The sequence below is a fragment of the Ruegeria sp. CDSB117 genome, from assembly GCF_059611005.1.
Map to the genome: position 1 here is coordinate 124560 of NZ_JBXWOS010000008.1, position 19146 is coordinate 143705.

Below are 19146 nucleotides of genomic sequence, written 5' to 3' on the forward strand. Positions count from 1 at the left end.
TCTTTTGTCGCCAGACAAAAAGCAAGGCACAGGCTAAAGGCCCTGAAGCTTAAACTTCTGCGACACTCACAGCAGTTTCGAGCGCTTGATCTAGACTGTTCGCCACCTGATCCACGTCGTCCAACGACATACACAGCGGTGGCACCATCCGTAGGCATTGTTGAAACGGGCCGGACTTTGACAGGATAATTCCTTGTGCGCGGCAGGCTTCGAAAACTTCTGTGGTCATGTCCTTGTCCGGCGTTTTGCTATCCCGGTCTTTCACGAATTCCAGCGCAAGCATAAGGCCTTTCCCGCGAACATCGCCGATGACCTGATACTTGTCTTTCAAGCCATGCAGCCTTTCCAGCAAGGCGGCCCCTACAACGCGGGCGTTTTCCTGCAACCCTTCGTCCCGCATGACAGCAAGAACCGCACGGGCTGCGGCAGCCGAGGTCGGGTTGGCACCATAGGTGTGGAACATGAACCTTTTCGCCATCGGTTCCGCAATATGTTTCTTGGCCACAACCGCCCCGATCGGGAAGCCATTTCCCAGACCTTTTGCCATGACGACGATATCGGGCACGACGCCGTCCGCTTCGAACCCCCAGAAGTTTTGGCCAGTGCGGCCAAAGCCGGATTGCACCTCATCTGCGATGTAGAGACCTCCTGCCGCGCGCACGCGCTCGGCTGCGCCGGACATATAGCCGGGCGGCATTTCAATGATGCCGCCATAGCCCTGCACGCTTTCGACAAATATGCCCGCTACATTGCCGGATGTGGCTGTGGCGATTGTGTGATCAATCTCATCCAGATAGGGCTGGGTCCCCTGTCCAAAGATGCCGCGGTATTGATTGGGTTCCGGCACAAAGGCCACGTTGCCAGGCATGCCCGGGTGACGCCAGCCCGAGATACCGGTAATCGACTGCGCCGCAGCCGTTGGCCCGTGATAAGCGGTGCGCAGCGCAATTAAATCCAGATTGCCTGTGTAAGTGCGCGCCATGGTCATCGCCAGATCAACCGCCTCGGACCCTGAGTTGGTCAGATGTACCACCCAGTCATGTCCTTTGGGCATCGTCGCGGCCAGTTCTTCGGCCAGATGTGCTGGTGTCGGGTGGTAGAACATTGTCGTGCAGTGGGTCAGTTCCTGCGCCTGTGCTGTTGCCGCCGCCACCACGCGCGGGTGCGAGTGCCCGACCGAGATACAGACATTCATGCCCAGCAGATCGGTGTATTTCCGACCATCCGTATCCCAAAGGTATTGTCCCTGACCTTTCTTGAAAACGATAGGTTCGCGAAACGGTGTGAACCGCGTTAGTGAGGCAGCATAGTACTGGTCCCGTCGCGCGGCGGTGTTCGAGAAGTCCCAGTCGGTGTGAAGGGCGTGGTCGGTCATTCGGAACCTCCGGTTTTCAAGCGTGAGTTTTCGGGGTCAAAGGGAGCCTTTGGCAGGATGGTTGCCGCACGATGCTGGCCCAGTATTGAGATGGTCAGCCCGTCTCGCGCGGTCTGGTCGCGAAGATAAGCCAAAGCCAGAACCTTACCGGTCCGGTAGCCATAGGCACCCGAGGTGGCGATCCCAACGGGCAGATCGTCTTTCCAGATCGTGTGCGCGTAGAAAGGATCTATCTCACCGGCTTCGACCTCAAGCAGCACCATATCCCACGTGTTGTCTCGGCCCAGTCCGTGGCGCAGGTCCTTGCGGACAAACGAGGTCAGACCGGCCTCAAACGGGCTGCGTTCGGTCGTCAGGTCACTGCCCCAACCCCGATACCCTTTTTCAAGGCGCATGGAGTTTGCTGCATAGGCCCCATAGAACCCAAGACCAAGCGGTTTGGCGACCTCTTCCAGCGTCGTGAAAAGCTGCACGGCATTTTCTTTGGCCACATGCAATTCCCAGCCACATTCGCCCAGATAAGACACCCGCAGAGCGCGCAGGGAAATCCCGCCTACATGGGTCTCTTGCGCGGTGAGCCAGGGCATATGGTTCAACTCGGGCAACACATCGGCGGATTTGGGTCCCATGACGCCGATAACTGCCAGATCCTCAGACACGTTTCGAACGGTGACGTCAAAGCCTTTGGCAACCTGTGTCAGAAGATCCTGGTCGATCTGCTCGGCCGCGGCGGCGCTGGTCAGATAGGCATGATCTTCAGTCAGGCGGGCGACGGTGAATTCTGACAGAACACCACCTGCCGGGGTCAGCGCATGGGTCAGGCCGATGCGTCCCGGCGGGATCGCGCGGTTCGCGCCCAATGCTTGTAGGAAGGCCGCGACATCGGGGCCGGTGACGTCGAATTTCGAAAACACCGACAAGTCGGCCATGGCGACGCGGTTGTGCGCGGCCTCGACCTCTCGCGCCACGGATTCGAACCAATTGGCGCGACGGAAGGTTTCGCCGGCGACTGCTCCGGGCGTGTTTGAGAACCAATTTGGACGCTCCCAACCATAAGCTGCGCCCATCACCGCGCCACGTTCGACCATCAGGTCATGCAGTGGAGAAAGGCGCAATCCGCGCCCTGCGGGCCGTTCTTCGTAAGGATAGTGCACGCCAAATTGCAGGCCGAAACACTCGACGGCCTTAGCCACGCGGTAATCGCGATCCGCCCATGACCCGAAACGGCGGCTGTCGACGGCCAGCGCATCCATCGGCGGGGCACCGTGGGTCATCCAATGGGCCAGGAACCATCCGGCGCCGCCACCCTCCATCACGCCCATGGACGAACCGGTCAGCAGCCACGCATTTTCCAATTCATGCGCAGGCCCGATCAGAGGGTTGGCGTCAGGTGTAAAGGTGATCGGTCCATTGATCACCGATTTTACACCGCCGGTTTCCAGCGCCGGTATTCGTTCCATTGCGGCCATGATGATGTGTTCCACACTGTCCAGATCCGGCGGCATCAGGTCCGCGCCGAATTCCGGCGGTACACCATCGACCGACCAGACCTTGGCGTTCTTTTCATACGGCCCGAGGATCAGCCCATCACGCTCTTGCCGTACATACCAGCTTTCTTCGGGGTCGCGGATGATCGGCAGCTCTGGCAATCCCTCTTTGATCCGAGATGACACAGCCTCCACCGTGTCCGTCACCAGGTATTGATGCAGCACCGGAACAGACGGGATGTTGAGTCCCATCATATGCCCGATTTCCCAGCCCCAGGTGCCTGCGGCGTTGACCACGTGGGTGGTTTCTATGATCTCCTTCGCAGTCTCAATCCGCCAATGATTCTGCTGACGCTCAATCGCGGTGACTGCGCAATTGCGTATGATCCGAGCCCCGCTACGCCGGGCAACCTCAGCCATTGCGTGGGTCGCCAGCGTAGGGTCTACATGGCCGTCATCAGGTTCATAAATTCCGCCGATCAGCCCATCCAGTTTGGCCAGAGGGAAGAGCTCGGCGATCCTGTCGGGCGTCAGCACCTCCAGCGGGTAGCCGGTGAATTCAGACAGACCGGCCACATGGCGAAACTCGTCCATCCGGTCGGGGTTGCGTGTGATCCGCATCGCACCCGAGCGGTGAAAGCCGCAATCGCGCCCGGTTTCCTGCGGAAGGATATCGCGGTAAAGCCGAACAGAGGTGGCGCGCAATTCCTGAATGGTGGGATTATGCGCGAAATGGGTACACAGGCCTGCCGCGTGCCAGGTCGAGCCGTGGGTCAGGTCGTTTTTTTCGACCAACACCACATCAGACCAGCCCGCCTTGATCAGATGATACAGTAGTGACACGCCCATCGCACCGCCACCGATGATGACAACCTGCGCCTTGATCATGCGCGCATCCTTTCGCCTGAGGGATCAAAGGGCGGTCGGAGCAATGGCTGCGCGGGATCGTCCTGCCCGGCGACCCGAACCGTGAATTTTCGATCGCATGTCTGGGCCAACGTCTCGCCCGGTTGGACCGCGACCATGGCAAAACACAGGTTCAGCCCCGTACGCGGCCCGCGCCCGCCCGAGGTTGTCAGCCCCACATGGGTGCCATGCTCGAACACCGGTTCGTCATGCAGCATCAGGGCATTGCAGTGAACCTGCAGAAGGATCAGGCGCTGTTGCAAGCCGTTGGACTTTTGCTGTTCCAGCGCCGCTTTGCCCTGAAACTCCTTGTCCCAGTCGATGGTGAATCCCAGGCCGGCTTCCAGCGGAGTGATCTTGGGGCCAAGTTCATGCCCCCAGTGTTTGAAGCCCTTCTCCAACCGGCAGGCATCCACCGCATAGTGACCCAGCGGGCGCGCGTCTGCCTTGTGGAGGGTGTCGAACAGCTGAGGGGCCTGCGCGTTGGGTATGGTTAGTTCCCAGCCCAATTCTCCTACAAAACTAACGCGCGTGGCGCGGCAAGTAATGCCTGCCATTTCGGCGGTGGCGGTATAGCCAAATGCCATTTCTGGTAGGCTGCCAAGACCCTGTAGCAGCGTCCGACTGCCACCTCCCATTACACCGATTGTGCAGAATGCTTCGGTCACATCCCTGACAGACACATCGCCCTTCAAATGCCTGCGCAGGAACATCAGATCGCGCATCCGCGTGGCAGCGCCTGAAGTCAGATGAAACGCATCCCGACCCAACCGCGTGATGGTCACATCCATTTCGATCCCACCGCGCGCGTTGAGTATCTGCGTATAGACAGCCCGACCAATGGGCACGTCCATCTGCGCGGTCGTCAGGCGGTTCAATGAACCCAGAGCTTCCGGTCCGGTGATGTCGAGCTTGGTAAAAGGGCTCAGATCAATCAACACGGTGCCCTCATCCATGACCGCCGCTTCGGCTCTGGCCAGCGGCCACCACCGCTGATCCGCCACCGAATAGTCCTGCGCCGGACCATAGTATATTCCGCGTTCCCAACCGGCAGTCAGGCCGAAATGCGCCCCGGCCTTAGCCCAGCAATCGTGCATCGCGGTGGTGCGCAGACCTCTGCCTGATTTGGGCTGTTTATATGGCCAGTGAAGGGCAAAAAGATCAGCAACCGCCTCTTCCATTCGGTCGGCCATGTGTTCGGTGCTGGCTGTGGCGGGGTCGGCCCGGGCGACATCGACCTCCCACATATCCATCGAGGGGTGGCCGTCGACCATCCAATCTGCCAGCGCCCGTCCAATCCCCGCCGAGGACATGACCCCGACCGAGTTCATTCCCGCAGCGACAAACAGACCATTGACCGATGTTTCGCCTACAAGGGGTCTCGTGTCGGCCGTGAAACTCTCGGGGCCGTTCATGAAATGCTGGATGCCGACCCTTTCAAGGCTGGGGCAAAGCTCTAACGCCGCCTCCATGAAAGGGGCGAACTGGTGCCAGTCTTCAGCCAGTTCAAGGAAAGGTCGGTCTCCTTCGGGGCCGTAGGCATCCCAACATTTCGCATTGGGTTCAAAGCCACCAATGACCAGTTTGCCCGCGTCGCCCTTGATGAAGATGCCTCGATCCAGATCCCGGATCACTGGAAATGGGTTCGGCAGTTCGGGGATGGGTTCGGTGACCACATACATGTGCTCGACCGCCTGCAAGGGCAGCGCTACGCCAACATTTGCAGCCAGTTCGCGGGACCAGGCACCGGTGGCCAGAACGACCTGATCGGCGTCCAATTCGGTTCCATCAGCAAGAGTAACGCCGGTGATGCGCCCACCCTTTTTACGCAGTGACTGAACACTGGTGTTCTCGCGTATCGTCACCCCGCGATCCCGTGCGCCCTTGGCATAGGCCATGCACAGATCGACCGGGTTCACATTGGCATCCTCGGGCACATGCAGCGCACCGACATGGTTCTTCAGATCAAGGTGTGACAGGGGCACGTCCGAGGCCTCGATCATGCGTGGGGTCAATCCCAGCGTCTGGCCCAGATTCGCAATCCGGCGCAGCTCGTCTAGGCGGGCAGGGTCGCGGGCCAGCCAATAGCCAGAGGTTTGGCGATATCCAGTGGACATGCCAGTCTCGGCCTCAAGGGTCGGAAAAACCTCAAGTGCGGCCATTGCCAATCGGGTCATGTTTGGCGTTGCGCGTAGCGGGCCGACAATCCCCGCCGCATGCCAGGACGTGCCCGAGGTCAGCTGATTGCGCTCCAGAACAGTGACGTCATTCGAACCGCGTTTGGCCAGGTGGTAGGCCAGGCTCAGACCAATAGCGCCACCTCCGATGATCAAAATACGGCTCATCAGAAGTAATCCTGATCTGGCTTCTCGGCCTTACGCATCGCGATGTAATCCTGCAACAGCGCGTCAATATCAGGGTCGATACCGGGATCTTCGTATGCGTCAATCCGCTCTTTCCAGATTGCATTGGCGCGGGCTGCGGCATCCAACTCTCCGGCCGCGTGCCATTGTTCGAATGAATTGTCATCCGGGGTCCAGGGCCGGAACAATGCGGACATGAAATTGGCCTGCGTATGCTCAGAGCCTAGGAAGTGCTGCCCCGGTCCAGTCGCGGCAATTGCCTCCATCGCCTGAGCGTTCTCGCTCATGTCGATTCCATCGAAGAACCGTCCGACTTTGCCACACAGATCATGATCCAAGATCGTTTTTTCGAACGAGGTCACCAACCCACCTTCGAGCCATCCAGTTGCATGGTTGATCAGATTGGCACCCGCGAACATCGACATCATCAGGCCCCATGTGGCCTCTTGCTGGCTCTGGGCGTCCGCAACTTTTGAGGCGCTGAGCGTGCCAACCGTGTGCAGCGGCACCCCCAGCCTGCGGGCAAGCTGACCGGCCGCCAAAACCATCAACCCGGCTTCGGGTGTTCCAAAAGTGGGCGCACCGGATTTCATCGACATGGTCGAGGCGAAACTGCCCATCAAGCAAGGTGCCCCGGGGCTCACCAGTTGGGTCAGCGTCATTGCTGCCATGGTTTCAGCCAGCACCTGAGCCAGCGTCCCGGCAACGGTGGACGGCGACATGGCCCCGGTAAGAACCCAGGGTGTGCAAGCGACCGGTTGCCCGGCGCGGGCATAGGTTTTCAACGCGCCCGACATGTGACTGTCCATCACCAACGGCGCGTTTGTATTCGAGACACAATACAGGACGGCGTTTTCCGCCACGAAGTCTTCGCCGAACACAATCCGTGCCATGTCGATTGCATGGCCCGCGCGTTCGGCCCCGATAAAGGCACCCATGAAGGCTCGATCAGAATAGCGAATATGGCCATAGAGCATGTCGAGATGGCGCTTGTTGGCAGGCAAATCCACCGGTTCGCAGACCACGCCGCCCGAATGGTGCAGCCAGGGCAGGCTGTGATGCAGCTTAATCAGGTCGACGAAATCCTGATGCGAGGCATAGCGCCGCCCGCGGTCCAGATCGTGCACAAAGGGCGGACCCCAAGCCGGGCATAACACGCTGGCGTCGCCGCCCAGCTGAACGTTGTTGGCCGGGTTTCGGGCATGTTGAACGAACTGAGCCGGTGCGGTTGCCATGATCGTATTGCGGCAGAACCCCGGCGTGAACCGCACACGCGAGCCATCTACGTCACAGCCTGCTTCGGCAAAAATGCCTAGAATCTCAGGGTCGTCCTGAAACTCCATCCCGGTTTCGGCAAGGATGGTATCCGCATTGGCCTCGATCTGTTCCAACCCTGCCTCGCTGAGGACATTGAAGGTCGAAAGCTTGCGCAGAATATACGGCGCGCGCGCCTCGGGAAGAGTGCGAGGTCCAGCGGCCCTGCGGCGTCGAGATGAGCGCGAACGTGTTATGGTCAAAGCGTTGACCGAGTGCTTGACGTAAACCAAGAAAATTCCAACAGTATAAATATCATTTATACTAAAGATGAGCAATGCTGGGTCATCGCAAACTATCACCAAGTCTGATGCGTTCACTTGAGGTTTTCGTCGCCGTTGCGGAAACGGGTCAGATGCGGGCGGGCGCAAAACTTCTGAATTTGTCGCAGCCGGCGGCTTCCCAGCACGTCACTGCGTTGGAAAAGGCTTTTGGTACTGTGCTTCTGGATCGCAGTACGCGACCGGCACGGCTGACCTATGCGGGTGCGCGTTTGCATGGAAGAGCGCAGAAAATTCTGGATGCGCTTTCGGACATGGAAACGGAATTGCGCCATGTTGGCCAGAAATCCCTGACGCTGCTGCGGGTCGGCATTCAAGCCTCAATCGCCACAACGCTGACGCCCTCTTTGGTCGATTTTGCGCAGCGTGAGTTCAACGTCGAAGACATCACCCTGCACGCCGGTCAAAGCGGCAATCATGAACACCTGCTGCGGACGAAACAAGCGGACCTCGCGATCACATCAAATCCGTTTCTGGATATGGATGGCTTGGAGCGTCATCACGTTCTGACCGAAAGATACCTTCTGGTTCTTCCCGAAGCATATGACGGCCCGACAGACAGCCTGGAGGCGATCCAAACGCGGCTTCCTCTGGTGCGGTTCGGAGATACAACCAACGCGGGCCGCCAGATTGCGCAGCATCTGCGCCGATTGCGGTTTGAGCCTGACATGGTCATCCAGGCGGACCGCTCCAGCATGGTTACGTCCTGTGTTTCCGCGGGGCAGGGGTTCAGCCTTTTGACGCCGACATTGCTGATCGATGGTCTGGTTGAGAATATGAGCCTGCAGTTGAAAGATCTTCCGGTCTCGGGCCTTTCGCGCACTTTAACGGTTGTCGCCAGAAAGGAAGAGCTTCAGAGTTTTCCGGAGGCGCTTGCAGACATGTCCAGGCAGAAATTGGTGCAACGCATCACCCGCCACATGGGCGACATCGGAGCCAAAAGCGTAGAGTACGATATGATTTAGCGCGCCGTCACAAGCTGAACAGCGCGGGGAGCTTCAGGCTCAGGTTCAGCCTAAAGTCGCTACCTGTTGATGAACTTCGACAACATTGCCTTCGGGGTCGCGAAAGAACACTTGGTGCCACTCTTTCGAAAAGGCAGTGCCATAGTCCGAATAAGGAACCGCGTTTTCATCAAGTATCCTCAGGACCGCGGCAAGATCATCCGTTCGGAACGCAATGTGTCCGCGGCTCACTGGATTGATGACCTGATCATTTTTGAATGCGACGTCAAAGTCCCGTTCCGCCAGATGCATCTGCATGTTGCCGTCCGTTGCAAAGCGGATCTGGCCGTCATAACCGGCGTCTTCGGTTGCTTCAGAGCGCGGGAAATTCTGCTGCGGAATATCACCCAAACCCAAGACGTTTGTATAAAAGTCGTGTAGGCGGTCAACGTCGTCTGCCACCAGGTTAATATGATGAAATTCCAGCTTCATTTGGTTCCATTTTACTTGTCGTAACACACTGGATGTGTGCTTGGGGGAATGATGTATTGCGCAGCTGTTGATCAGGTCTCGGGATAGTGCCGACAGAGTCAGTGAACTGCAAGCCGGATTGAGCCCCACCATACCGCTACTTTGAGCGCGCGTTCCCTGATCCAACAAAAAACGCCCGCCAATTAGGGCGGGCGTCTAAAATCCAAAAGCGGCAGAAACCGGTATTAGCGGCGGATGCCCAGCTTTTTGATCAGATCCTGATAGCGCGCTTCTTCTTTGCCCTTCAGGTAATCCAGCAGCTTGCGGCGCTGGGCGACCATTTTCAGCAGACCGCGACGACCGTGGTTGTCTTTTTTGTGGGTCTTGAAGTGCTCGGTCAGGGTGGTGATGCGCGAGGTCAGGATGGCAACCTGGACTTCTGGCGAACCGGTGTCGCCGTCCTTGGTGCCGAATTCTTTCATGACGCGTGCTTTTTCAGCGGCAGTAATCGACATCGGGGTCTCCTTTAAAAGGTTAGAGTTGATGGCGCAGGCCGGGATGTCGTCCAGCACAGGCCCATGGAGAAAACCGCACCGATTCCGATGCGGATGGGCGCGTATAAGCGGATTTCAGGCAAATGGCAAAGGGATTCTATTGCCTCAACTCAGCGCATTGAGCTGCGACAGTTCCTGACCGTTGATCAGTTGGATATCGTCCAGGGTCAACCCTTTGGCACCCAGCAGTTGGGCGACATCTTGTCCGTCGACCATGATACGGGTCAGGTTTTCGTTTTCAGCGTCTGTTTCAATGCGAACCTCCGGATCTTCATCGCCTTCCCACGAGATCAACAGCTTGTCCTGCCCGGGTTCAAAATCCATGACCTTGACGGCATCGTCGTCATCCTCGGGGTTCAGGTGGATGCTGTCAGCGCCTTCGCCTCCGGTCACGATATCACCGCTATGGGCAACAATAGCGTCATCGCAGGCACCGCCATTCAGAAAATCCACGGAGTCTTCGTTTTCGCCATCCTCACCTGTCAGCACATCGTCACCGTCGCCGCCAAACAAGACGTCTTCACCTGCGCCACCAGCGAGCACATCGTCGCCGAAACCCCCATGCAGCGCATCCTCGCCCGCGCCTCCGGTCAGAGTGTCGTTGTTCTGACCGCCATACAGGTCGTCATCCCCATCGCCGCCGTCCAGCCTGTCGTCGCCGAAATGACCAAAAATCTTGTCGTCGCCATCATCACCGGACAGGACGTCATCGTTACCTTCGCCATGCAAAACATCATCGCCTTCGCCGCCCTGGATTGTATCAACGCCATCGCCGCCATGCAGGGTGTCATCGCCCATGCCCCCCAGCACAGTGTCGTCGCCGCCGTAGCCGTTGATCTGGTCGTCGCCATCTTGCCCGGCCAGAATGTTTGTGTCGTCGTCCCCGGCCACAACCAAATCGCCTTCGAATTCCGAGACTGTGGTCCCGGTCGAGGACTCTTCGACTTCGTCGATGTTTTCACCAATCTCAAGATAACTGCCGTCAGAGACCTCTTGCGGTTCATCTTCGATGATCTCGTCTTCTTCGGTGTCGTCGTCAGCCTCGATAATACCGCCCATCGCATAGGCTGCTCCGCCCATTGCGGCCAGGCTCAGCAATCCGAACAGAAACATGGAAACCCTCCGAGAACGCACTGCTCCGAGGATGAAATATCCCATGTGATCAGTTAGTTGGTCAAAGCCAAGCTGAACTTGTGGTTAACCGTTGGTCACCAAGGTTCGGGCTGTTGGGTATAGGCGATGTAAAGCGGGTGTTTGGGATGCCCGCCCTTGGTCAGCCCTAGATGAAACAGCGGCTGCCTGGTGTCGCGCAGAAGGGATTCAACTGCCGGGCCGCGGTCCAGATGCGCACCATGGGTGCCCCATGCGGCGATGACCTGATCGGCCCATTGAACACCATCCAATATGGCCGCGTCATTCTCGGGCCCAACCGGGTCGCCGGCAGCGCGCATCTTGCGCGGGTCGGTGTCGCGCCATGCGAAGATGTTGGTTACCTGAAATGCTCCGAACCCCAGCGCCCGCGCGCGGCGTTCGCAACGTTCCACCGTCGGGTCGTTCTGAACCTCGGTCGCGGTTGACGGGTTCAGCATCACGAACAGCGCCTTGCGCCCCGCCGGATCCCAGATGCGGGTCAGGCTATAGCGATACTTCTCGCAGTCGGAATAAATGGCGGTCGAGGGCGCATCGCCCTTGGTGTGCGTTCGGGTGATCATGCCCTTCGCCTAACACGTGGATTAGTTGACGAACACCCGGCTGGGATGCAATTCGCCGGATTTATAGATACCCACGGCCACAGCCTTGCCGTCGAGCGAGGCCCAGGCCTCATCTCCGTATTCCGCGTCAGAGGCCAGCACCATTCCCGGATTGCCGTTGCGCAGGCGGGTGGCACCCTCTGGTGTGCATTTCAGTTCCGGCAAATCTGCAAGACCGGTTTCCAGCGGGTGCAGGTATTCGTCCAGCGCAGTGGTCTTTGCCATCTCGTCGATCTGTTCGATGCTCAACCCGTCTTCAACGTCGAACGGGCCGGACCAGATGCGGCGCAGTTCCCGGACGTGGCCGTGGCATCCCAGCGCTGCGCCCAGATCGCGGGCGATTGAGCGGACATAGCCGCCCTTGCCGCAGGTCATTTCCAGCGTCACGTGGTCTTCGTCGGGGCGGTCGACCAAAATCAACTCCTCAACCCATAGCGGGCGCGCGGACAGTTCCACATCCTCGCCATCGCGGGCCAGCTTATAGGCGCGCTGGCCGTCGATTTTCACGGCCGAGAACTTGGGCGGGACCTGCATGATATCACCCAGAAACGGGGCCAGCGCTTGTTTGATATCGTCATCCGATGGGCGCGCATCGCTGCTCGCAATCACGTCGCCTTCGGCATCATCGGTATTGGTGGCCTGACCCAAACGCACGGTGAAAGTGTAGGCTTTCAACGCATCGGTGATGTAGGGAACGGTCTTGGTCGCCTCACCCAGTGCCACGGCCAGTACGCCAGTCGCTTCGGGGTCCAGTGTGCCCGCATGGCCTGCCTTCTTGGCATCCATCGCCCAGCGTACCTTGTTGACTACTGCGGTCGAGGTCATGCCCGCGGGCTTGTCCACCACCAGCCAACCGGAAATGTCGCGACCCTTGCGTTTGCGTCCCATTCTACACCCTGAATCTTGTCGAGGCGCGCGACCTAACGGATCGCTCTGCCGCTGTCAATTTCAGGGCGTATCTTCGACCACGCCCACAATCGGGCCAAGCGAAAACCCGACATCCGACCGATTGCCCGCGCGTTCATACATCCGGGAGATATTGCCGTCGAAGAACAGCGCATTTGGGGTTTCCAGCACATCCCGGAACAGGCTGCCGAATTCGTGGAAGGTGACATAGTCATCCGAGATCGCAAAAACTGCCCGCGTGCCATCTGCACTGGTGCCCACCCCGTTGCGCACGTAGCGCGAGGTCGAATCGGGCAGGAATCGCGGGTGCAATTCCCCGTCGATGACCAGCATAGGACCGGATTGCGTGGCGAAACGGCATTGCGGCGCCTGATCAACATATTCCAAGGTTTCGAACACGTCGGCACGGCCCTCGCGGATGCAAAACACCCCGTTCGGCAGCAAGCCGAAATTGCCTGGACCGGCATTCGGGATCACGCGCATCTGTTCCTGACCGCCTTCGACATAATGCCCAACGGGCGAGCGGTCGTCATGATACATACCCGCGTTCATGGCAAATGCCAGTCGCTTTCCCTGTGGGGCCAGTGCCTCGTTCACAGATGAGAAATGGCCCAGCACCTTACCGTCTTCATCATTGAGGAAGAGGCGCAACTCTTCGCTGGCGGCATCCACCTCGCAGATGGTGTACCGCTTGTCCTCATGGGTCACCTTCTCGCATGTGACCGCTGAGGCCTGCGCGGCCCAGAAGACCGCGCCAAAAATGACAAATCCGCGGATCACTCGTCCAGATCGCGGCGCACCGCGTCCTGATCGAACATGCGGCGCGTGTCATCCATTCGGTCAAAGGTGTCATCCAGCCGGAACCGCAGATCGGGTGAGAATTTCAGACCGACCTTCTTGCCGACCGCCCGCCGCAATTCACCCTTGTTGCGGGCCAGCAGTGCGATCACATCCTCCTGCCCCTTGCCGCCCAAGGGCAACACATAGGCGGTGGCAATCTTCAGATCGGGTGAGGTGCGCACCTCACCCACAGTGATCGACATGCGGTTTAGGTCGGGGTCGTGGACATCTCCGCGCGCCAGAACTTCGGACAGGGTGCGGCGGATCAGTTCGCCGACGCGCAGCTGTCGTTGGGACGGGCCGGGGCCATCGTGAAATTTGTTCTTTGCCATATCCCCGATCTAAGCCCAAAGCAGGGCTTTGCCAAGCGGGCGCGAACGGGGTAGGAGGCTTTGAGCCGAATTCAACAAAAGGACCAGCGCAATGACCCATATTCCGGGGATCGTCATCACAGGGGCTTCGGGCCGTATGGGGCAGATGCTGATCAAAACCGTGACGGACAGCGATCAGGCGCGTTTGGTTGGTGTTGTTGAGCGGACGGGCCATGACTGGATCGGTCAGGATGTGGGCGAGGCGATGGGCGGTCAGGCGCTGGGCGTCAACGTCACAGACGACCCGCTAGAGGCGTTTTCGCAGGCGCAGGCGGTGATTGACTTTACTGCGCCTGAGGCGACGCTGGAGTTTGCGGCACTGGCCGCGCAGGCACGGTGCGTCCACGTGATTGGTACCACTGGCATGTCGGATGAGCAGATCGCAGCGCTGGAACCGGCCTCTCGCCATGCGGTCATCGTGCGGGCAGGGAATATGAGCCTTGGCGTCAACCTGCTGGTGCAGCTGACCAAAAAGGTCGCCGCAGCGCTGGATGAAGATTTCGACATCGAGATTATCGAAGGGCACCATCACCACAAAGTCGACGCGCCGTCGGGTACTGCACTGATGCTGGGCGAGGCCGCCGCCGAAGGGCGCGGGGTTGATCTGGCCGATGTGTCCGATCGGGGCCGCGACGGAATCACCGGCGCGCGCAAGCGGGGCGATATCGGGTTCCATGCCATTCGCGGCGGTGACATTGTGGGCGAACACGACGTGCTGTTCGCAGCCCCCGGAGAACGCATCGTCCTGCGCCATCTGGCCACCGACCGCGCCATCTTTGCCCGCGGTGCGCTGAAGGCGGCACTGTGGGGGCAGGGCAAGGCGCCCGGCCAATATGACATGGTGGATGTGTTGGGGCTGTAAGCGTTGCGGTTAGATGAAGGCGGTCACCACAACAAAAACTATGAACGCTATAATCCAAAAAAGTACCGCAGTAAAAAATGACGCCACCCCAACCATGAAAAAGTGAAAATAATTGGCATTGGGGACGATCCGTAACCCGTTAGGCACGTTTAGACCGTTGCATATTTCTGATATGAAAAAATAGTTGTTTGCCCCATAGCCGTTCAGAAGCAGCCGTTTGCGTGATGGCGGCGTGCCGCGCGTTCGAATGCAGTAGTCAACAAACTCTTCCTTGAATTTGAATATCGGAAAAACCGAAGTCAGAAAGATCATGGCTGCCCATGATGATAGGGACGCCAAAAACACAAACCCAAGCTGGAACAAAAACAGAGTCAGCAATTCTATACCCTCGTAGTCCTCGCTAACATGCTGTTCAAATTATCGAAACGCAACCAGACCGGGAGGGTCCGTGCCCTCTTGTTCTACTTTGGCAAACAATGCGCCAAGCCGTTCGTCCCACGCCGGGTATTGGCCGGTCCGGGCATAGGTCAGGCGCTCGGCCCCGATGGAAATGCCAAGGGGTGCGGCCTCACCGCCGATGATAATTTCTCCGATCTCGGTCCAATTGGCCGACGGGGGATAGGCAGTGGGGGCGGTTTCATCAGCATCACCGACGCGGTAGTAGACACCCATCGTCACGATGTAGTCGTCGCCAAACGGATCGGGAAAGAAAAAGCCCGAAGCATCGCGGGCGGCGAGGGCCTCGACCTCATCGCGCAGCAGGACCTTTTGCGAGAACGGCAAGTTCATCCCATCCAGAACCGGGCGCACGTCATCGGCCTGAGGCACGCTGACAAAAGCAATGCGGGACGGGTCAAGGCTGAACTCTTCAGTTAGAAGACGCACCATAAGTTCCGTGGTGTCACGCCCGCTGACCGCGCCTTCCGGATGGCAGCCAACCTCGTGAAACAGGGGCAGGACATCGGGGCGGTTTTTTTCTTCCACATCTGCGACGCGAGCCAGCGGTTGTATGACGAAAGCGTTTGGTTGCAATTTCTTTTGCTCGAAATCGTGCCGCAGCCCGCCATTATAGTCGACGTTCCCGGTGACAATCGAAAAAGGTTGCGACTCGGAAAACCCGAGCTTGGCGAACGCGGCTTTGAGGCCAGCCAGTGTTTCGGCGAACTCTGCCTCGAACGCCTCATTCTGGCCGGTTACGCCGATAGCAAATCGCGGCAGCGCCGCACTCGCGGTGGCTGCGGTGCCTAGTTGTACCAATTTCCGCCGGTTCAATCCCATCTGCGCCTCCCTTATGCACGCAAAAGGAGAGTATCGCAGAGTTTGCGGCAAAGGTTAATGGAATCTGAAAAGCACCGCCCGGAAGCAACACGTTGGCTACAGATCGCGTATCTTGTCCGCGCGCAGTGGGCAGGCGAGGTAAACGCCGAACTCTTTGCCGATATCGGCGCTGACCCGGGCGTGCACCCGGCCCTGCCGATCAAGGAAGCGCTGGTTGTCTTCGACGGGGAATATCCCTTCGTGCCAGATGCCGGGATGAATATAGAGGCCACGCGTGCCGTCACACCAGAATGCGACCACCTTTTCTGGCGTCAGGTTGTCGCCGGGCAGGGCGACAGGCACGATGAAGGGCTTGTTGTCCAATGGCCAGAACATTTGCCCGCCATCGGGGTGGTAGTTCATGTGCCACAGTAGAACCTGATCGCGCGGTGCCGTCTGCAGGTCGGTCTGCGCCTGTTGTGGATCAGCGGACCAACCCAGAACATAGTGGCCTTTGACGGCCTCGTTCTCACCATAAAGCACGTCGCCTTGCCAGTCGCATTTGAACGTTCCTTCGACCCAGCCGCCCTCGTCGCCGGTGCCTTCGTCAATCTGTCGCCAGCCCTGTTGCGGCCAGCGAGCGATTTCAATCTCGAAGGTTTCGGGGTCATCAACCAGACAGCCATAGCCTTTGACCGACGTGTCCGTGGCCCGGATCAGCGGAACCTCGTGCCAGGGAAGGGACGGTTTTGAACTGGCCTCGAAGATATATTCCGGCGCGCTCATGATGTGCCCAGATGCCTGTCGACCATGCGCTGTACCATCGGTGCGAAATGGGTGAAATCCGGCGTTTCCATGTCAGCCCGCTTGCCTGCCTCGTCCAGATAGCGCACCTGAATGATCTCTTTCAGGTTCGGATTACTCTCGAACTCTGCGACCTCCTCAGCGCTCATCGGCCCGCCCTGCAATTCCAGCGTATGGACCGAAGCGGTGGACAGGCGGTTGAAATATTCAGGCTTGGTGGCGCAGAGATACCGCTTGGCTGCCACGTGATAGCGGCAGCAATCGGTGATGACCGAGGGGAAGAACTGTTCCAGCACCTCAGCGCCTGCATCCTCGTGATGACGGTCCTCGGTATCATCCGGGTGATAGGTGCCGAACTCGGATGTGAAGTGCCCGATATCGTGCAGCAATGCGCCGACGATGATTTCCTCGGGCTGACCGTTCTGCTCGGCGATCGTTGCACCTTGCAACATGTGTTCAGCCATGGTGACGGGTTCGCCCAGATATTCTTCACCGCCCCGGCGGTCAAAGATATCGCCGATGAAGGCCACGATATTGTCCCGGCTGAGGGTCGAGAAATCGGGCTTCATTCTGCGGCCTCCGGTTGACTCATTTCCATCGCGGCCAGCGTGGACAGCAGCCCGTCCTTGTCGGCGTAGCAACCTTGCAGCCAGCGTGAGCCCGCACCGGAATAGCTCAAACGTGCATGCAGAACGCGGGTGTTGTCGACGATGAAGCTCTCACCCGGTTCCAGCTTGAACGACACGCCCATGGCTGGATCGTCGATGATCTCGCCCAATTGACGATAGGCGGCGTAATAGGCCTCCATCTGATCAAAGGGCACGTCGACGAACGGCGCGGATGAGCGGTTGTTGAACCGGATACCGACCAATTCACCATCCGGTGACAGTTCAATCATCGGGCGGCGTGACCGTAGGCAGATACCGTCCGAGCCTTTGTATTCGAACCGGGCGGGATAGCCTGCAAGCAAGGTAAAGCCTTCCGGGTTCTGCTCGTGCAGTTTCTCAGCAGCGCGGAAGCCGTCAACCACGATAGAGTCACCGCCCTCGGCGCTGTTTTCCAGGCAATACAGAATTTGGAGCGTCGGAACCGGATCACGATAGGGGTTGTCGGTATGCGCCTGCAGACCAAGGCCGGTATAGGCGAGGTTGGTCGGGTTCACCTCGGTCCGGACCTCAAAATAGGGGCCATAGTTGGTTTCGCGCACATAGCCGAACAGGTCAGCGACTTTCAGCAGGGATTCCGGTTCGGTCGGGCCGCCGATCAGCTTGGCAAAGCCATACTCGGCCACCGCGCCCAGCCAGCCGCGTTTGGCGGCGGGGTTGGCGTGGACCTCATCCCAATCAGCGCTGGGCGCGTCGATGCCGCGTCCCCAGGTGGTGATGTCGGGAGCCGTCCGACCCATGGGGCGGTTTTGATCGCGGTCATAGCTGTGCTCGGCCAGCCAGTCGGCGGGAAAGGTGACGGTCTTGCCTTCTGGCTGAAAGGTGACTGTCAGATCACCATTGCTGATTTCGGCGGCGCTAACCGAAATGTCTGAGGGGATATCACCGATGGTGATCAGACGTTGGCCATTGCCGGGCGCGCGGGTTTCGGGGTCCAGCGCGTTGTCGCGTAGCCAGATGGCGTGAAAGCGAGCCTTTGTGCCGGTGTCGAATTCTACGGTCACAACCGAGGCGTCATGGGTGGCAAAGCGCAGCATGGGGGGTCTCCTGTTCAGCGCGGGCTTTGGTTGAGGAGATACGCCCCTTGTGGCATTACGACAATTAATCCTTCTTTCTGCTGAGACTTGGAAAAACTTATGGATAAGAAAAAGATCGGGTTGCCACCCTTGGACTGGCTGCGCGTTTTTGAGGCGGCGGGGCGTCTGGGCGGGTTTTCGGCAGCGGCGAGGGAATTTGGTCTGACACAAGCGGCGGTAAGCCAGCGGATCGGTAACCTTGAGGCCTGGCTGGGTCGAACATTGTTTGTGCGTGAGGCGCGTGGCGTGTCACTGACTGTCGAAGGCGAAAGCTACCTGCCACTGGTGCAAGACAGTTTGCAGGCGCTTGAACGAAATACCGAGGATCTGTTTGGCAAATCCCCACGCGAATTGCGGGTGGCCGGTTTGTCATCGCACATCCATGCGCTTGTGGTGCCAAGTCTTGCCCGGTTTCAGGAGGTGCAGCCGAAGGTGCGTGTCCTGACCGATTCCGTGGCGCGGCGGTCGTCGCTGGATGAAGAGCGGACATGGCTGCAAATCCGCTATGGTCGCGGTGCCTGGCCCGGGCGGGATTCCGAATTGATCGCAGCCGAAGTGTTGGTGCCGATGGCGGCTCCGGGTGTTGAATGGGGCGCGCCTTTGATTGATCTGCGCGGAGAACGGCCGGGGTGGCGAGACTGGGCGCGAAAGGCTGAGCAGGGCGATGTGACGACGTCGACCATTAGCTTCGATTCAATGGAACACGCGTTGTCCGCGGCACGTCAGGGCATGGGCGTAGCGTTGGGGTCGGTGCCATTGGCCAAGGCGGATCTACAGGACGGGCGGTTGCGCCGGTTGCACCTGCCCGAGCTGAAAACGAAAGATGGGTATTGGCTGACATGGCCGGAAGAACGGGCGAAATCAAAGAAGCAGCGCGCTCTGATAGCGGATTTTCTGGAAGCTCTGCGGGGATAGGCGA

General features: G+C 58.9%; 19 protein-coding genes. 3 read left to right on the forward strand and 16 right to left on the reverse strand.

What is annotated here, in order from left to right:
- Nucleotides 1-49: 49 nt before the first annotated feature.
- The 4 genes from AC2FJC_RS11190 to AC2FJC_RS11205 are packed head-to-tail and all read right to left on the reverse strand — an operon-like array spanning nucleotide 50 to nucleotide 7648.
- A complete protein-coding gene (locus AC2FJC_RS11190; RefSeq protein WP_496739567.1) occupies nucleotides 50-1375 on the reverse strand; it encodes an aspartate aminotransferase family protein in 1326 nt (441 codons plus the stop codon).
- Entirely contained in the window at nucleotides 1372-3750 is a 2379-nt protein-coding gene (locus AC2FJC_RS11195; protein ID WP_496739568.1) for a GcvT family protein, read from the reverse strand. Before AC2FJC_RS11195 ends, AC2FJC_RS11190 begins: the two co-directional genes overlap by 4 nt.
- Nucleotides 3747-6113: a GcvT family protein gene (locus AC2FJC_RS11200; RefSeq protein WP_496739569.1), complete on the reverse strand. Its 2367-nt coding sequence runs from the start codon at nucleotides 6111-6113 to the stop codon at nucleotides 3747-3749. The genes AC2FJC_RS11195 and AC2FJC_RS11200 overlap by 4 nt, the downstream gene beginning before the upstream one ends.
- Nucleotides 6113-7648, reverse strand: coding sequence for a trimethylamine methyltransferase family protein (locus tag AC2FJC_RS11205; protein WP_496739570.1), 1536 nt, complete (start codon nucleotides 7646-7648; stop codon nucleotides 6113-6115). The genes AC2FJC_RS11200 and AC2FJC_RS11205 overlap by 1 nt, the downstream gene beginning before the upstream one ends.
- A 107-nt stretch (nucleotides 7649-7755) precedes the next feature.
- Between AC2FJC_RS11205 and AC2FJC_RS11210 the strand changes: the two genes are divergently transcribed.
- The gene (locus AC2FJC_RS11210; protein WP_496739571.1) at nucleotides 7756-8691 is read left to right on the forward strand and encodes a LysR family transcriptional regulator; all 936 of its coding nucleotides are present in this window, start codon (nucleotides 7756-7758) and stop codon (nucleotides 8689-8691) included.
- 45 nt (nucleotides 8692-8736) lie between these two features.
- Here AC2FJC_RS11210 and AC2FJC_RS11215 read toward each other — a convergent pair whose 3' ends face one another.
- The 7 genes from AC2FJC_RS11215 to rbfA all read right to left on the reverse strand — a co-directional run bounded on the left by AC2FJC_RS11215 (nucleotide 8737) and on the right by rbfA (nucleotide 13524).
- On the reverse strand, nucleotides 8737-9327 hold the full coding sequence (locus AC2FJC_RS11215; protein WP_496739572.1) for a VOC family protein: 591 nt from the start codon (nucleotides 9325-9327) through the stop codon (nucleotides 8737-8739).
- A gap of 59 nt (nucleotides 9328-9386) precedes the next feature.
- Nucleotides 9387-9656, reverse strand: coding sequence for a 30S ribosomal protein S15 (gene rpsO / locus AC2FJC_RS11220; RefSeq protein WP_039543122.1), 270 nt, complete (start codon nucleotides 9654-9656; stop codon nucleotides 9387-9389).
- Between the two features lie 144 nt (nucleotides 9657-9800).
- Complete coding sequence (locus AC2FJC_RS11225; protein WP_496739573.1) at nucleotides 9801-10808, reverse strand: calcium-binding protein; 1008 nt, start codon at nucleotides 10806-10808, stop codon at nucleotides 9801-9803.
- 95 nt (nucleotides 10809-10903) lie between these two features.
- Complete coding sequence (locus tag AC2FJC_RS11230; protein WP_496739574.1) at nucleotides 10904-11407, reverse strand: DUF1643 domain-containing protein; 504 nt, start codon at nucleotides 11405-11407, stop codon at nucleotides 10904-10906.
- Nucleotides 11408-11428: 21 nt separating this feature from the next.
- Complete coding sequence (gene truB / locus AC2FJC_RS11235) at nucleotides 11429-12334, reverse strand: tRNA pseudouridine(55) synthase TruB (RefSeq protein WP_496739575.1); 906 nt, start codon at nucleotides 12332-12334, stop codon at nucleotides 11429-11431.
- 60 nt (nucleotides 12335-12394) lie between these two features.
- Nucleotides 12395-13132, reverse strand: a complete 738-nt coding sequence (locus AC2FJC_RS11240) for a phosphodiester glycosidase family protein (protein WP_496739576.1) — start codon at nucleotides 13130-13132, stop codon at nucleotides 12395-12397.
- Nucleotides 13129-13524 carry a 30S ribosome-binding factor RbfA gene (gene rbfA / locus AC2FJC_RS11245; protein ID WP_058274960.1) on the reverse strand — a complete coding sequence of 132 codons (396 nt, stop codon included), beginning with the start codon at nucleotides 13522-13524 and terminating at the stop codon, nucleotides 13129-13131. Before rbfA ends, AC2FJC_RS11240 begins: the two co-directional genes overlap by 4 nt.
- Nucleotides 13525-13615: 91 nt before the next feature.
- Here rbfA and dapB point away from each other — a divergent pair, with 91 nt between their 5' ends.
- Nucleotides 13616-14425: a 4-hydroxy-tetrahydrodipicolinate reductase gene (dapB, locus tag AC2FJC_RS11250; RefSeq protein ID WP_496739577.1), complete on the forward strand. Its 810-nt coding sequence runs from the start codon at nucleotides 13616-13618 to the stop codon at nucleotides 14423-14425.
- Between the two features lie 9 nt (nucleotides 14426-14434).
- Here the strand turns inward: dapB and AC2FJC_RS11255 are convergent, their stop codons facing one another.
- From AC2FJC_RS11255 to tmpA, 5 genes are all read right to left on the reverse strand, one after another.
- Nucleotides 14435-14803 carry a hypothetical protein gene (locus AC2FJC_RS11255; RefSeq protein ID WP_496739578.1) on the reverse strand — a complete coding sequence of 123 codons (369 nt, stop codon included), beginning with the start codon at nucleotides 14801-14803 and terminating at the stop codon, nucleotides 14435-14437.
- A gap of 39 nt (nucleotides 14804-14842) precedes the next feature.
- Nucleotides 14843-15703: a hypothetical protein gene (locus tag AC2FJC_RS11260; RefSeq protein WP_496739579.1), complete on the reverse strand. Its 861-nt coding sequence runs from the start codon at nucleotides 15701-15703 to the stop codon at nucleotides 14843-14845.
- A gap of 96 nt (nucleotides 15704-15799) precedes the next feature.
- Nucleotides 15800-16468: an ureidoglycolate lyase gene (locus AC2FJC_RS11265; protein ID WP_496739580.1), complete on the reverse strand. Its 669-nt coding sequence runs from the start codon at nucleotides 16466-16468 to the stop codon at nucleotides 15800-15802.
- A complete protein-coding gene (tmpB, locus tag AC2FJC_RS11270; RefSeq protein WP_058274956.1) occupies nucleotides 16465-17055 on the reverse strand; it encodes a (R)-1-hydroxy-2-trimethylaminoethylphosphonate oxygenase in 591 nt (196 codons plus the stop codon). Before tmpB ends, AC2FJC_RS11265 begins: the two co-directional genes overlap by 4 nt.
- Nucleotides 17052-18188: a 2-trimethylaminoethylphosphonate dioxygenase gene (tmpA, locus tag AC2FJC_RS11275; RefSeq protein WP_496739581.1), complete on the reverse strand. Its 1137-nt coding sequence runs from the start codon at nucleotides 18186-18188 to the stop codon at nucleotides 17052-17054. The genes tmpB and tmpA overlap by 4 nt, the downstream gene beginning before the upstream one ends.
- A gap of 99 nt (nucleotides 18189-18287) precedes the next feature.
- Here tmpA and AC2FJC_RS11280 point away from each other — a divergent pair, with 99 nt between their 5' ends.
- Nucleotides 18288-19142 carry a LysR family transcriptional regulator gene (locus tag AC2FJC_RS11280; protein ID WP_496739582.1) on the forward strand — a complete coding sequence of 285 codons (855 nt, stop codon included), beginning with the start codon at nucleotides 18288-18290 and terminating at the stop codon, nucleotides 19140-19142.
- The last annotated feature ends 4 nt before the right edge of the window (nucleotides 19143-19146 follow it).